Source organism: Paenibacillus sp. J31P316 (assembly GCF_056269105.1).
Window position 1 is genome coordinate 343,771 of the sequence record NZ_JBWDNI010000001.1, and the last position, 14,941, is coordinate 358,711.

General features: G+C 56.7%; 14 protein-coding genes. 3 read left to right on the top strand and 11 right to left on the bottom strand.

Annotated elements, in window-relative coordinates; translation table 11 throughout:
* Position 1: 1 nt before the first annotated feature.
* From AC0YNU_RS01435 to AC0YNU_RS01465, 7 genes are all read right to left on the bottom strand, one after another.
* Positions 2–487 carry a disulfide oxidoreductase gene (locus AC0YNU_RS01435; RefSeq protein ID WP_475752536.1) on the bottom strand — a complete coding sequence of 162 codons (486 nt, stop codon included), beginning with the start codon at positions 485–487 and terminating at the stop codon, positions 2–4.
* Positions 484–1,209 (bottom strand): DsbA family protein, encoded by a 726-nt coding sequence (locus AC0YNU_RS01440; protein WP_475752537.1) that lies wholly within the window; start codon positions 1,207–1,209, stop codon positions 484–486. Before AC0YNU_RS01440 ends, AC0YNU_RS01435 begins: the two co-directional genes overlap by 4 nt.
* Before the next feature lie 59 nt (positions 1,210–1,268).
* Positions 1,269–3,218: an ATP-dependent DNA helicase gene (locus AC0YNU_RS01445; protein WP_475752538.1), complete on the bottom strand. Its 1,950-nt coding sequence runs from the start codon at positions 3,216–3,218 to the stop codon at positions 1,269–1,271.
* 194 nt (positions 3,219–3,412) lie between these two features.
* Positions 3,413–3,613 (bottom strand): cation transporter, encoded by a 201-nt coding sequence (locus AC0YNU_RS01450; protein ID WP_475752539.1) that lies wholly within the window; start codon positions 3,611–3,613, stop codon positions 3,413–3,415.
* Between the two features lie 51 nt (positions 3,614–3,664).
* Positions 3,665–5,872 carry a heavy metal translocating P-type ATPase gene (locus AC0YNU_RS01455; RefSeq protein ID WP_475752540.1) on the bottom strand — a complete coding sequence of 736 codons (2,208 nt, stop codon included), beginning with the start codon at positions 5,870–5,872 and terminating at the stop codon, positions 3,665–3,667.
* Positions 5,873–6,008: 136 nt separating this feature from the next.
* A complete protein-coding gene (locus tag AC0YNU_RS01460) occupies positions 6,009–6,338 on the bottom strand; it encodes a metal-sensitive transcriptional regulator (RefSeq protein ID WP_475752541.1) in 330 nt (109 codons plus the stop codon).
* A 62-nt stretch (positions 6,339–6,400) separates the two neighbouring features.
* On the bottom strand, positions 6,401–6,940 hold the full coding sequence (locus tag AC0YNU_RS01465; RefSeq protein WP_475752542.1) for a hypothetical protein: 540 nt from the start codon (positions 6,938–6,940) through the stop codon (positions 6,401–6,403).
* Positions 6,941–7,187: 247 nt separating this feature from the next.
* Between AC0YNU_RS01465 and AC0YNU_RS01470 the strand changes: the two genes are divergently transcribed.
* Complete coding sequence (locus AC0YNU_RS01470) at positions 7,188–7,658, top strand: C40 family peptidase (protein WP_475753912.1); 471 nt, start codon at positions 7,188–7,190, stop codon at positions 7,656–7,658.
* A gap of 138 nt (positions 7,659–7,796) precedes the next feature.
* Here AC0YNU_RS01470 and AC0YNU_RS01475 read toward each other — a convergent pair whose 3' ends face one another.
* Positions 7,797–9,071: a chloride channel protein gene (locus tag AC0YNU_RS01475; protein WP_475752543.1), complete on the bottom strand. Its 1,275-nt coding sequence runs from the start codon at positions 9,069–9,071 to the stop codon at positions 7,797–7,799.
* A 161-nt stretch (positions 9,072–9,232) separates the two neighbouring features.
* Between AC0YNU_RS01475 and AC0YNU_RS01480 the strand changes: the two genes are divergently transcribed.
* Entirely contained in the window at positions 9,233–9,388 is a 156-nt protein-coding gene (locus tag AC0YNU_RS01480) for a DUF1540 domain-containing protein (RefSeq protein WP_475752544.1), read from the top strand.
* 108 nt (positions 9,389–9,496) lie between these two features.
* Here AC0YNU_RS01480 and AC0YNU_RS01485 read toward each other — a convergent pair whose 3' ends face one another.
* Positions 9,497–11,227, bottom strand: coding sequence for an ABC transporter ATP-binding protein (locus tag AC0YNU_RS01485; RefSeq protein ID WP_475752545.1), 1,731 nt, complete (start codon positions 11,225–11,227; stop codon positions 9,497–9,499).
* A 220-nt stretch (positions 11,228–11,447) separates the two neighbouring features.
* Positions 11,448–12,404, bottom strand: a complete 957-nt coding sequence (locus tag AC0YNU_RS01490; RefSeq protein WP_475752546.1) for a serine hydrolase domain-containing protein — start codon at positions 12,402–12,404, stop codon at positions 11,448–11,450.
* A 138-nt stretch (positions 12,405–12,542) separates the two neighbouring features.
* Here AC0YNU_RS01490 and AC0YNU_RS01495 point away from each other — a divergent pair, with 138 nt between their 5' ends.
* A complete protein-coding gene (locus AC0YNU_RS01495; RefSeq protein ID WP_475752547.1) occupies positions 12,543–13,313 on the top strand; it encodes an alpha/beta hydrolase in 771 nt (256 codons plus the stop codon).
* Positions 13,314–13,437: 124 nt separating this feature from the next.
* Here AC0YNU_RS01495 and AC0YNU_RS01500 read toward each other — a convergent pair whose 3' ends face one another.
* On the bottom strand, positions 13,438–14,775 hold the full coding sequence (locus AC0YNU_RS01500; RefSeq protein WP_475752548.1) for a beta-propeller fold lactonase family protein: 1,338 nt from the start codon (positions 14,773–14,775) through the stop codon (positions 13,438–13,440).
* Positions 14,776–14,941: the final 166 nt, after the last annotated feature.

Sequence of the window (14,941 nt, forward strand, 5' to 3'; positions counted from 1 at the left end):
ATCAATGCGCCCTCAGCAATTCGGCTTCCTCTTCGTCCTCGCTATCGTCCGCATCCTTCTTCAAGCCGTTCACGAGCAGCGCGGTAATCAGTATGAAAGCGATCAGTGCCAGGAACGGTATCGTGACGTAGCCGCCGAACCAGTCCAAATAATCTTCGCTGCACGGCACGCCGACCGTACAAGGCAGCGCCTTGGCCAGAGCCGGAATCTGCTGCTCCAAATAATGATACAGGGAGATGCAGCCGCCTAAGATGGACAAAGGCAGGACATATCTGATAATGCCGCTGTCCTGGGCGTAACAGGCAATGCCGAGCAGAATAACGATCGGATACATGAAGATCCGTTGGTACCAGCACAGATTACAGGGAATGAATTTCATGATTTCGCTTAAATATAAGCTGCTCGCGACCGCGACGATAGATACGACCCAGGCTAGATAAAGGGCGTACCGGCGGAAAAACGCCAATATCGGCGATCCCGTCGTCATTCGGCTTGACCTGCCGCCAGTTCTTTGTCAATCGCAGCCTTCAGTTCGGGATAGCTCGCGAAGCTGCCGGTGAACTCTTTGCCGTTAATGAACAACGTCGGTGTCGACTGCACGCGCGCCTTCTTGGCGTCGGTATTGCTCTTGGTCACTTCTTTGCCGTACGTATTGCCGTCGACGTCCTTCTTCAACTGATCAAGGTCGACCTGGATGTTGTTGTCCTTCGCCAACTGCACGAGATAATCCGAGGTCGCCCACAGCGTCTTCTCGTCGGGCTGGTTCTTGTAAAGCGCGTCATAATACTTCCAGAAGGCGTCGTTGCTCTGATGGAATACGGAATGCGCGGCCGCAGCGGCCGTGAAGGAGTCCGGTCCGATGAACGCGAAATCCTTGAAGTAAAGCGCGACTTTCCCCGTCTCGATGTAATCCTTCTCCAATAGCGGCTTCACCTGCTGGCTGAAAACTTGGCAGGACGGGCATTTGTAATCGCCGAACTCGACGATTTTGACAGGCGCGTCGGCCTTGCCAAGCACCGGAAGCTTCGCGTAATCGAAGTCGGTCGGATTGGATCTCGGCGTGAAAATAACGGCCGCGATGATGCCGAGCACGACGACGGCCGCCGTGATCCAAATGAGCTTCCTCGTCGTTTTGCGCTGCTTCTCCAGCCGTTCCTGCTCGGCTTTGCGCTGGCTTTTATACGTAGACTTCTTCACCGGTTGCGTCATCTCATTCCCCTTCCCTTTCTATCAAACTATTTAAATTGTAAGATTCGCTATCATGGATGTCAATTCATCGCCTTGAAAAGGCTTTCGAGCGTTACGCCTGCCGGAAGCACGGCCTTCACCCGCGCTAAAACCGCTTCGTCCTCCAGCTCGCGCCCGAAAATCGTCACGATGCCTTCGTCGTCGCGTTTGCGTATCAAGCGGCCGAGTCCTTGGCGAAGACGGAGCAGCATGTAGGGCATGTCCACCTGCCAGAACGGATCGGCGGATTCCCGGCGCCTTGCCGCAAAGACGGGATCATGCGGAGGAAACGGCAATGCCCACATCAGCACATGCGACAACGAAGGTCCGGGGATATCCAGTCCTTCCCATAGCGTGACCGCGCATAGGACGCTGGCCTCGTCGTTTTGGAATTCCGCGATGAGATGGCTGATCTCCGCGGTTCCCTCGAACAAGAAACGGAATTCCGAGAAGCCGGCTTTTCCCGCGATCCCGCCTTGGAACCAACGCAGCTCTTCCATGGACGGGAACAGAACAAGCGCTCTTCCGTGCGACATCCGCAGTCGATCCAGCACCATATCCAGCTTCATCGCCCGATCGGATTCGCTTGAAGCGGACGCCGTCATTCGTTTCTCGTATTCGTATGGAGAAGCGACGGAGAAGGACAAAGCATCCTCGATACCGAGGCTGTCCGCCGTATACTGGAACGAACCGTCCACGGAGAGCGTTGCCGACGAGAAGACGACCGGCATCTGCTTGGAGAACACGCGCTCCTTCAGCACTTCTTTGACCAGCTTCGGCATGATGACCAGCGTCGTGCCGTCCTTGTCGGCCTCCACCCACGAGATCAGCCCTTCCGGCTGCTTGAACAGGCGAAGCGCCAGCTGCAGCATCTCGATATGCTCCTCGACGATCGTTAGCTGATACGCATCGATCGTGAACATGCCGCTCTCGAAGACGAGCTCTTCCTCGATCCCGGACAGCAGCGCGCCGAATCGGTCCAGCTCGCGAAGCAGCTCGCCCGTAAGCGGAACTTCCCTGCGATCGGACGCTTCGACGGCAATGCTTCCCGCAGCGAGCATGTCGAACAGCTTCTCGCTCTGCTCGATGGCTTCGTCGATGACCACGGCAAGCGTTTCGCGGATTTCGCCTTGCAGCAGGCGCGTAATGATGGATTCGAATACGCTGTGCTTGAATTTATAGGTCAGCGCGCTCTGCGCGGCCGTCTCCAGCAGATGGCCTTCGTCGAAGACGATCGAGCTGTGCTCCGGCAGCAAGGGCAGCTGTCCCTCGCGCTTGCGCGCTTCGTAGGTCCACACATGCTCCATATAGAAATCATGCGAGCAGATGATAATATCCGCCGCTTTGCGGTAATGCTCCCGAGAGAGCGTCTGGCCGCAGCGGTGGCGCCTGCTGCAGACGAGGCAATCCTGAAACACGTCCCAAGAAATCGCATTCCACTGCTCGTCCGTCAAATGAGGATAATCCTTCCGATTGCCGTAAGGCTGAAAAGCCTGCATCGTACCGGGATTGTTCACGAAATCCGGCAGCGAAGCATGGACCCCTCCGAACGCTTCCAAATCGTCGTTGCCGCCCCGCGCGTCATCCAGCTTATTCAGACAAATATACTGGTCCATCGATTTGCCCAGCCGTGCATCGATCGTCAGATCCAAATAGCGCGCAAGCTTGGCTATATCGCCTTCAGGCTTGACTAATTGCTCGATCAGCGATTCGTCCGCACACGCGATAATCGCCGGCTTGCGCGTATACCGCGCATAGTTAATGGCATAAAGTAAATAGACGAACGTCTTCCCCGTGCCGACGCCGGCTTCGGCGAAAATCGTCCGTTTCTCGTTGTAAGCGCGCTCCAGCTGAAACGCCATGTAGATCTGCTCATCCCGCAGCTCGAAGCCCGCTTCGGGCAGCCGCTCATAGAAGACGTCGGCGATCCAGTCGCTCGCTTGCTGGATGAACGGCGTTTTCGGGTCAAATTCAAACGGATAATTGTTCACGTCTCGAGAGCCTCCAATCAAACATCAATCATAGCATGACCGCGCAAGAAAAGGCTAACCCGTTTTTGCGGATTAGCCTTGAAACTGGCCCTGGCCTGCTTCAATTTCATTCCAAATACGATTCTAGACAGGAATCGAGACACGAATCAAGAGACGAATCAAGTCACGAATCAGGACATGAATTAGGACACGAATCAGGACACGACGTCGAAGCCTTGGTCCTCGATCGTCGATTTGATCTGAGCGATCGTGATTGTCTTCTCCTCGAAGTCAACCGTCACGCGGTTGGCCGGGAGATCCACTTTCGCGGCTACGCCCTTCTTCTTCAGCGCACCCTCGATGCTGTTCACGCAATGCTGGCACGACATGCCTTTTACTTCAATAACGCTCGTCATCGTCTCATCCATCTCCTTCTATAAATAATCGCAAGCTATATGACTTTCGTCTTAACGCTGCCGGTACCGCTGCAGCCGCAGCGCGCTGAGCACGACCGATACGGAGCTCAGCGCCATCGCCGCCCCCGCTACCCATGGTGCCAGCAGTCCTGCCGCCGCGATCGGAATGCCGACCGCATTGTACGCCAAGGCCCAAAATAAATTCTGCTTGATATTCGCCATCGTCCTGCGGCTCAGGTCCATCGCATCGGCAAGACTGTTCAAGTCGCCGCGCATAAGCGTAATGTCGGCCGCCTCCATCGCGATATCGGTGCCGGTACCCATGGCGATGCCGATATCCGCCGTAGCCAGCGCGGGAGCGTCGTTGATGCCGTCTCCCACCATGGCAACCTTCTTGCCCTGCGCCTGCAGCTTTTTGACCTCTTGAGCCTTGCCCTCGGGAAGCACTTCGGCAAGCACACGGTCGATCCCGGCCTGCTTGGCGACGGCGAGCGCAGTCGCTTCATTATCGCCCGTTACCATCATAACCTCCAAGCCGAGCGTCTTCAATGCGGCGACCGCCGCACGCGATGTCGGCTTGATCGTATCCGCGACGGCAAGGCTTGCCGCATAGCTGCCGTCGACGGCAGCCAGCATGACGGTCTTCGCGCGCTCTTCGAGCTCCGCAAGACGCTCAAGCCGGGCTTCGCTTAGGGCGATCCCGCGCTGCGACAGGTACCGGCGGGTGCCGATGACGATCTCGCGGCCATCGACCACCGCTTCGATGCCGAAGCCCGGCACGGCTGCGAAGCGCTGCAGCCCCGCGGATGGCGCATGTCCCTGTTCCCGCAGTCCGGCGACGATCGCTTCCGCGAGCGGATGCTCGGAACTGCTCTCCGCCGCCATGATCCAGCCTAGAAGCTGCTTGGACTCAAAGCCTGGCTCAAGTTCCAAATCGGTCAGCCGAGGCTTGCCTTCCGTCACCGTGCCCGTCTTATCCAGCACGATGACATCGAGTCCATGGGCACGCTCGAGATGCTCGCCGCCCTTGAACAAGATGCCGAGCTCGGCTGCCCGCCCCGAGCCGGCCATGATGGAGGTCGGCGTTGCCAATCCCAGCGCGCACGGACAGGCGATGACCAGCACCGCGATGGCCGTGCGAAGCGCATCCGTGAATACGCCGGGACTGAATGCGAAGTACCAAAGCAGGAACGTAACGACCGCAAGCCCGATGACGATCGGCACGAAGATGCCCGAGATCGCGTCCGCGATTCGCTGGATCGGCGCCTTGGATCCCTGCGCCTCCTCGACGACGCGGACGATCTGCGCCAGAACGGAGTTCCGTCCGACGCCGACAGCGCGAATCGTCAGCGATCCTTTGCCGTTCATCGTGGCGCCGATGACGCGGTCATCGGCTTCTTTGCTTACCGGCACGCTCTCTCCCGTCAGCATGGACTCGTCTACGTATGAACTGCCGCGGACGACCGTGCCGTCGACGGGGATTTTCTCCCCGGGCTTGACGAGAACGAGATCGCCCGCCACGACGTCCGCGAGCGCCAGCTTCAGCTCTTGGCCGTCGCGGACAACCGTCGCATGCTTGGCCTGCAAGCCCATCAATGCCCCGATTGCCTGCGAGGTGCGTCCTTTGGCCAGCGTCTCCAGCAGCTTGCCAAGCAGCAGGAAGCTAATCAGGAGCGCGCTCGTTTCATAATACAGTTCCAACCTATGCGCGCCGTTCTTGAGCGATGCCACCGTCTCATATAGGCTGTAGAAATAAGCGGCCGACGTCCCCATCGCGACCAGCACGTCCATATTGGCGCTGCGGTTCCGCAGCGCTTTATAAGCGCCGACATAGAATGGGCCGCCGATCCAGAATTGTACCGGCGTAGCCAAGGCCAACTGGAGCCAGGGGTTCATGAGCCACTCCGGGATCGCCAAGAAAGACAAGAAAGGAAAATGCCCCGCCATGGCAGCAAGCAGCGGGAGCGATAGGACGGCTGCAATATAGAAGCGCAAGCGCAGCCTCCGCAGCTCTGTCGACTTGCCTGGTAGAACGGTCTCCGTATGCAGCTCCGCCTGATAGCCGAGCGCCTCGATTCGGTCCACCATGGCCGCGGGATCGGTAACGTCGCCGTCGTATTCCACCCGCGCGGTTTCCATCGTCAAATTAACGGCTGCATTCGCCACGCCATCTATTCGATTAAGCCCTTTCTCGATCCGGGACGAACATGCCGCGCAGGTCATCCCGCTGATGCGAAGGGTCGTGTTTTCCATCGTCATCGTTGTCAAATCCTTTCCCGATCTATATACCTCCATGGGGTATATGTTGTCTCAAAACCACTATAACATACCCCATGGGGGTATTTCAATAGACAAAAAAAAGACCTTGCAATCGCGGACGCTGCCGGCCTTCTCCTTATTTGATCAGCTTGTTCATCGTGACCATTAATTCCTTCACGACCTCATGGTCGCCCTGCTGTATGCGATCGATGACGCAGCTGTTCATATGATGCTCCAACAACAGCTTCCCTACGCTGTTCAATGCCGATTGGGCAGCGGCAATTTGGTTCAGTACGTCGTCGCAATACGTGTCTTTATCAATTAAGCCTTTAACGCCGCGGATCTGTCCTTCGATTCGATTCAGCCTGGAAATCAGTTTGTTCTTCGTCTCCTGGCTGTGCGAACTCGTGCGGTGTACGGCATGACCCTCATCCGCATTGGTTACATCGTGGCAGGTTTGGTCCATCACGTTACCCTCCCTTATTATTACTCACTATATCATACCTAAGGGGGGTATACAATGTGCTGTCATCCTTGATACAGAAACACGGCAGCCAATACGAAAATGCCCAAACCGAATACGTACGGATGAAGCAGCACCGTCCCTGCTTGGGAAGCCTCCGTCTTCTCCGAGGCGCCGGGAGCTGCCGTCTCTTCGTTAATCAGCTGATGCAATACAATATGTATGAACACGAAAATAACGTCTACGAATAAGACCATCATCGCGGCGTGGCGGCCGATCATCACGCCAAGCATCGCTCCCATCATGCCGCCCATAATGCCTGCGAGCATGCCGTCGAGCGCGGCCATCGTACTGACCGGTTTGCCTGCCAAATACCCGCATACGACGCCGAGCAGCACCGCGCCGGCCGTTGGAACCGCAAGATCGCCGGGGAGCATTAAGCCCGCGATCGTACCTGCCGCAAGACTTTGCATCATGCCGATGGTCATCGCGATCATCATGCCTGCCATGCAGCTGATTGCCGCGCGTCTTCGGTAGGCGCAATAGATCGAACGGCCGGACAAGCCCGTCACGGCTGCCAGGCTTGCGAGATAGAACACGTTCATGATTCCGGCTCCCTTCAACCGTTTATCTAGAATCGTATTCGTAAAGCGCTGTCAATATTCATTTCATGAGGAATTTCTAATCGAATTCTCATAGAACCTATGAAAGCCTTATCACGCATGTATTCCAAAGGTTTCAAGTAAATGTTGGAAGAAAAACATGTGGTATAGTTGTCCTAGGTTAAAAGTCCTACCGTCTTGTAAGCGATCGTCAAATCCAATCACCTACACCAAGGGGGAACTTCACATGATGAAAAACAAATTCGGTAAATTAGTATTGAGCGTTACGGTCAGCTTCTCGCTGCTTTTGGGCGGCACGGCAGTACTCCAAGCAAAGCCGGCTCACGCCATTTCTTCTTCGAAAGCATCGAGCGTTATCTCGTCCGCCAAAAAATATTTGGGCACGCCGTACAAATTCGACGCTTCCACGTCGACGACGCGTAACTTCGACTGCTCATCGTTCACGAAGAAAGTATTCGGAATGCACGGCGTTACGCTTCCGCGATCGTCCCAAGCCCAATCTAAAGTCGGCAAGGCCGTAAGCAAGTCCAACCTGCAGCCTGGCGATCTGGTCTTCTTCTACAAGCCCGTTCATCACGTCGGCATCTACATCGGCGGGGGTAAAATCATCCACACGTACGGCGATCCGGGCGTTACGATCGACACGATCAACTCCGGCTGGTGGAAATCGCATTACGCCTTCGCGCGCCGCGTTTCTTAGCCGAATGGCTTATCATTAATAATACCCGCACTTACGCTCATTTAATCAGAAGGAGCGCCGTTCCGATGCGAACGGCGCTCCTTCTTTGCGTTGTCGTTGTATGCGTTCGTGTTGGCGTTTGCGCGACTGTCAGGCCGGCTACTCGCCGCGTCGTTTTTTCCACCGATCCCTGATAATCGCAAGACCAGGGAATCGGACAAAATATCGCGGCCGCTCGACGCCGGCTAACTGCGCGCCGTAGATACCGGCATGGCCGGAGAACATGTAGCTGACCAGACAGACGATTGCCATGTAACCTGCACCATGAAAGCCGAACAGCTCCAAGCCGAGGCAGAAGCAGGCGGCAGGCGCGTTAGCCGCTCCGCTGAAGACGCCGATCAAACCAAGTCCCGCCAGGAAAGGAACGCCAAGCTGCAGCACCGGCGACAAAGCGTTGCCGAGCGTTCCTCCGATGACGAACAAAGGCGTCACTTCGCCTCCCATGTAGCCCGAGCCAAGCGTAATGACCGTGAAGATCGTTTTCCACAGGAACGCGAATGATGACAGCGGCTCGTCAAAAGCTCGCTCAAGCAGCGGAAGGCTAAGTCCCAAGTACTCGCGCGTCCCGACCGCATACACGAGACCAATCACGATGAACCCGCCGATAAAGCTCCTCCAGCCGGCATGTTCGGCAATCGCAGCCATGCCTCGCTTAACGATTAGAATGCCAAGCGTGAACAGCAGGCTCATCAAACCGAACGCCGCCGCTGCCGCCAATACCTTCAACAATACGAACAATGAGAATGCCGGAATGTCTCCCCAGGCATAATGCAGATGATGAATTCCCCATGCGCGCGTTACGAAATCGCCTGCGAAGGCCGCTGCGACGGAAGGCACGAGCATGCGGAGCGCTATCCATCTCCCCATCGTGACGACTTCCAGCGCAAACACGGCGCCAGCCAGCGGCGTGCCGAACACGGAGGCGAACCCTCCGCTGATGCCACACAGGAGCAGCATGCGTCGTTCGGCACCTTCGGAACGAACCAGCCGGCTCAGGAAATCTCCAATGCTTCCGCCCATCTGAACCGCCGTTCCCTCTCGGCCTGCGGAACCGCCGAACAAATGCGTCGCCCACGTGCCCAGCAGCACGAACGGCGCCATAACGGCAGGCACCGGCTCGAACGTGCCGGCCGGCCCGTCGCCGCGGCGAATTTGCTCCACGATCAAATTATTGCCTTTTCCGGCATTCGCGCCGTACTTCTTATACATGAGGCTGACAAGCGCCCCGCTAAGCGGCAGCAGCCATAACAGCCACGGATGGTCCAGCCTCGTATCCGTCAGCCGGTCCAAGCCTGCCAGAAACAATGCCGACGCCGTTCCGGTCAAGCCGCCCATTATCAAGCTGAGCACGGTCCATCGTATGATTTTCCCCATATTCCCCTCATAAGCCAATGCCGGGTTCCCGTTCATCGCTTGCCGTTGTTTTCTCTATGATAGCGGCTTTCCTCGCCATCCGGCAACATTTCTGCGGGTATAGAGTATAAAAGGCATGCAAAAACGTCCATCCTAAACAAAAGGATGGAGGTGAACCAACCATGGCAAAAGACGTACTGTGCGAAGTGAACTCCTGCAAGTATTGGGGAGCGGGCAACAACTGCAACGCGTCCTCGATCTACGTGGTCAGCAACCGAGGCAAGGAAGCGCATAACTCCGAAGAAACGGACTGCAAAACGTTCGAAGCGAAAATTTAACGTATAGCTGCGGGCCGCCTTTTCCTAGAAGGCGGCCCGTTTTATTGCCTCACCACCAGTATAGCCAATGGTGATAATAATTATCAGTGAGAATGAAAGTTTCGAAATTCAGTGCATTTGCGCGGCTGCGACGTCCTGTTCCTGCAGCCGCAGCTGCTGCGTCGCGAACTCGCGGTACATGGCATGACTGCCGAGCAGCTCCTCATGCGTCCCTTTGCCCGTCACGCGGCCCTTCTCCATAAAGACGATCTGATCCGCATCCACGACTGTCGACAGACGATGCGCGATGACAAGCGTCGTTCGTCCCGCCATCAGATTTTTAAGCGCCTCTTGAACAACGACTTCGGATTTGCTGTCCAGACTGGATGTTGCCTCGTCCAGCATCAGAATCTTCGGATCCCGCAGCAGCGCCCTGGCAATCGCGATCCGCTGCCGCTGACCGCCCGAGAGCTTGATGCCGCGTTCTCCGACCTCCGTCTCGTAGCCTTTCGGAAGCTCGCTGATGAAGTGATGCGCATACGCCATTTCCGCAGCGCGCTCCAGCGTTTCCTGACTGACTTCGCTGTCGATGCCGTAGCAGATATTCTCGCGAATGGTGCCGGCGATCAACGGGCTTTCCTGCGAGACGTATCCGATCTGCTTGCGCCAGGAGGACAAGGAGAAATCCTCGATATCGTCGGCGCCTAGCTTGATGGTGCCGCCGGTCGGCTCGTAGTAACGTTCCAATAGCGAGAACAACGTCGTCTTGCCGCCGCCGCTCGGTCCGACGATTGCCGATACCGTGCCTGGCGCCACGTCGAAGGTCAAGTCTTTGAGCACGGGCTCGCTGTCGTTGTAGCCGAAGCTCAGCTGCTCGAAGCGAATCGCTTGATCGGCCGCTTCGGCCGGCTTTCCAAGGTCGTGATTTTCTTCAGGCGAGTCGAGAATGTTGATAATGCGCTCCGTTGCGCCGATCGTTTTCTTGAATTGGGTGAAGAAAGTAGAGATTTGCGACATCGGCATGACGATTTGCATGAGATACAGAATGAACGCTACCAGCTCGCCGGCCGTCAAGGCGCCGGAGGATACCCGCATGCCTCCGTACCCGACGATGACGACAAGCAGCATCATCATGACGAAGAACATCAGCGGCGCGATCAAGGCTTGGATTTTGGCTTCCCGGCGACCGAAGCGGAACAAGCCGTTAATCCCTTTCTCGCCTGCCTTGTATTCCCGCGGCTCGGCATTCATCGATTTCACCAGACGAATCTCGGAGAGCACCTGGGTCAACGTCGAAGTAAAGGAGGCCGTCTCGGCCTGCAGTCCTTTGGATACTTGATACATCTGTCTGCCGAGCGGGACCATGAACAGCGCCGCCACGGGAATGACCGCCAGCATGACGGTCGTCATCTGCCAATCCATGTAGAAGAGAACCACGATGGAGCCGATGACCGAGATCATGCCGGTGAGGAAGCCCGTGAAGTTCTCGGCGATGAGCTGCTTGACGACGCCCGTATCGTTCGTCATGCGGCTGATCGTCTCGCCGGTCCGGTTGTTGTCGTAGTACGACACCGGCAGCTTCAGCAGCTTCTTCCACAGCTGGTCCCGAAGATTAGCCACGAGCCGTTGGCCGGCCATATTCAGCATATACATCGACAATCCGCTGACGACCGCCTGCAGGATGAATATCCCGCCGAACGAAGCGATTTGCTGAACGGACAAGCTACTGATATCGAATCCGTCGACGAGCTTCTTCGTGAACAGCGGGATGACGAGCGAGATCAGCGTGCCGGCAAGGCTCATGACGACCGCGGTGATGATGAGGCTTTTGGACGGCTTCGTCCGTTTGAGCAGCTTCAAGAAAAGCTTCCAGCTGCCTTTCGCCTCGCGTTGTTGTGGTTCATGTTGTTTGGGTTCTTGCTGATTGGGTTCTTTTTGAGTGCGTTCTTGCTGCTTGGGTTCTAGTTGATCTGTTTCTTGTTTATATCGTGAATCATCCATTCGATCCAGTCCTTCCTTCATCCATCCAGGTTAGTTTGATTAGCGCTTGAACCAAGCTTAACAATGGATTTTGAACGGATTATGAACAGAACGGCACGATGTGCTCGAACAGCAGACGCTTCGCGAACATGGCGCTCGGCTTGCCCTCCGGTTCTTTCCGAATCGCCGCGACCAACGAGAGCGACGGAACGACGAAGATGAATTGACCGCCATACCCCTTGGCAAAATAGCAATCCACCGTGCCGTTATGCGCCGCGTCGGACACCCACCAATGGTAGCCGTACGTGCCGAAGATCGGCGGATCGTAATGCTGCAGCCCTTTATGATGCGTCGTCGTCGACGCTTGCACCCACGCTTGGCTGATGACGCGATTGCCCTCCCACTCGCCGCCTTGCAAATACAGCTGGCCGAATTTGGCCATATCGCCCACCGTTAAGTGCAGGCCCGTGCCGCCTTCGTGAATCCCTTGCGAGCTGTTCCATCTCGGCTTCTTGAAGTTCAGCTTGCGAAACAGCGTCTCCTGCGCAAATTCATACGCGGAACCGCCCGTCGCCTGAGCGAGAATCGCCGACAACAGATGCGAGCCCCCTGAATTGTAAGCGAAAGCTCCCCCGGGTTCATGCGCCATCGGCTGCGACAAAATATACGCGATCCAATCGTCGGAACGCCTCATCTGCCAGTACGGCTTATCGAAATCCGGCCAGTCCAGGCCGGAGGTCATCGTCAGCAGATGCCGGAGCGTTATCCGGCCATAGCGTTCGTCCGCCGCTTCGGCAAGCGCCGGAAAATACGTGGAGACGGGCTCCTCGATACCGGTCAAATCCCCTCGGTCGATCGCAATTCCGATCAGCGCCGACACGAAGCTTTTCGTGGCCGAATAGACCGCGCCAAGCCGGTCCGCTCCCTTCTCATGCCAGATCCATAACGGTTCGCCGTCCCGCAGGACGACGACGTCTTTGATGCTCCACTCCCGCAGCCTGCCCAGAAGCTCCGCCGTAACGAATGACGGCTGTCGCGACACTGTATATGTACTCATAGCTGCCCACCTTTTTCTTCGCATGAATTATGCCTTTATGTTCCAGTGCGGATGTGTACAATAGAGAGGGGCGCATCCGTCGGCATCCTGCCGCGGCAACGCATTCCCTGCACTTCTAACTAGGAGGTTCTACCTGAAATGGCCTTTATCCAATGCGACTTCTTCTCCGATGTTCTCGGCATCTCCAGCTCGATGTACGTTATTTTACCGCAAAACGCGCAATCGCAAATCGGCATGTCGTCGAAGGCGGAGCAAACGAAGCATAAGACGCTGTTCCTGCTACACGGCTTGTCCGACGATCATACCATTTGGCTTCGCCGCACGTCCATCGAACGGTACGTCGCCCCGCTCGGCCTGGCTGTCGTCATGCCTGCCGCGAACCGCAGCTTCTATTCGAACATGGTCAGCGGCGCCGATTACTGGACGTTCATCAGCGAAGAGCTGCCCGCGCTGGCCCGCTCCTTCTTCCCGCTGTCGGACCGCCGCGAGGATAACTTCGTCGCCGGCCTGTCCATGGGCGGCTATGGCGCATTCAAGCTTGCGCTGAACAAACCGGAGCAATACGCTGCCGCAGCCAGCCTGTCCGGCGCGCTCGACATTTCCACCATCGAAGAGCGGATGCCGGCAGACTACAAGCTGATTTACGGCGATACGGAATTGGCCAAGCAGCTGCCGAACAATCTGTTCTTGGCCGCGCAAGCGTTGAAGGATTCAGGCAAGCCGATCCCAAGCTTATTTCAAGTTTGCGGCACGGAGGACTTCTTGTATGCGGATAACGTCAACTTCCGCAAGCACGCCGAAGAACTGGGACTTCCGCTTACGTATAAGGAAGGACCTGGAGACCACAACTGGGAGTACTGGGACGAGCATATTCAGCAGGTGCTGAAATGGCTGCCGCTCGGCAAATAAACGTCAACATGAACGGCAGTCAGCTTTTGTGCAGCGCTAAGCACGCAAAGCCGCGGCAGCAGGCATCAGCCTTGCTCCGCGGCTTTGCGTCGTTGGATGCGGTCTCGAATGCATACGTCGGGCATCAGCCATGCAGCAAGATCGGCGAAATCGCGATACCCGAAGGAAAGCTTCCCGTAGGCAAAATCGCGATCGGCAATTGACTGGCCACTTCGATAGCGGCTACATAGCCGAACGTCAGAATGGTCACGTAAATTTTCAATCCGTCCGCGGTGATGGCGATATCGCTCGCATTGCTTCCTTTCGGCAGCTCGATCTTGGTCAATATTTCGTTGCGGGTGACGTTGATTGCCGTGATTTCGTCCGAGCCGCGGCAAACCACGTACGCAAGCGCTCCGTCCGGCGTTACGATGACTTGCTGCGGCTCGCTCCCGGCATCCAGCTGAATCGTTGCGGCCAAGTGGTGCTTCGAGGTCTGCATGCAATAGAGGCGGTCATGACGAACGTCGGTAATATAAGCGAACGCGCCATCTGGCGTAATTGCGACCGCGGATGGGTGTGCGTCAATCGGCAGTTTGACGGTCGCTTCGATGGCTAACGTTTCCGTGTCGATGATGGCAATGGCCCCATGGTTGATCAGACCGCAATAAGCCTTCTTGCCGTCCGGCGAGATCACGATCGAAGCAGGGTCGCTTCCCTTCGGAAGCGGCAGGAGCTTGATGAGCGACCTGGCATCCGTGTCGAACACGGCGACGTAATCCTGGATCATCGTCGTCACGAAAGCTTTGGCACCGAAGGGCGATATGGCCAGCGCAAACGGAACCGCCCCTTCCGGGAAGGTCAGCTCGCCAACCGTCTCGTGCGTGAGCGTATCGATGATTTTGACCGTCTTATCCCCTTGGCAGGTCACGTACACCTCTCTGCCGTCCGGCGTAAAATCCAGCATTCGCGGGCTGCATCCGGCCGGCAGCTTGATCGTGGCGACTCTAGCATTCGTGTCGGTCTGAATGACCGTGAGAGAATGGTGGGTGTGGTTGGCGACATAGGCATGCAGCAGATCGTCCGCGTTCGACGACTGCGGCTCCAGGACGCGCTGATCGATCACGAAGCCCGAAGCGTCCAGCTCCGCAAGCGACGCCGATACTTCTCCGGCCGACATGCCGCTGACCGTCACGCGAATCCCGTAAATCGCGGGCAATAGGACACCGCGCGTAACCGAATATTGACTCTTCGCACGTCCGGCGGCACCTAGAAGAACATTCGCGAGCGTTTCCGTTCGCACGGAACCGTACCCTGTCTCTATGCCTGCTTTGGCCTCCTCATCTCCTTCGCCGTTGGTTACCGAATACAGCTGAACGACCGCCCTCGCCTGCTGCCTGCCCCGATTCAATAGACTGATACTCAAGCTGGCCGCACGCCGCTTCTCCCGATTAAACAGCAAGCCCGTGTCCAATACCGGCAAAGGTGGACGCCTCCTCTACTCTTCCATTCCTCTATTCTATGATTGGCCGGCGCGAATGGAGCGGGCATTCCTCCCGGGAGCGAATAGTAGATTGCAAAGGCAGCTTATAGACCGGATGGCGATAAAAGGATCTAACAGAAAAAAGACATTCCTGAGCGTACCCGGG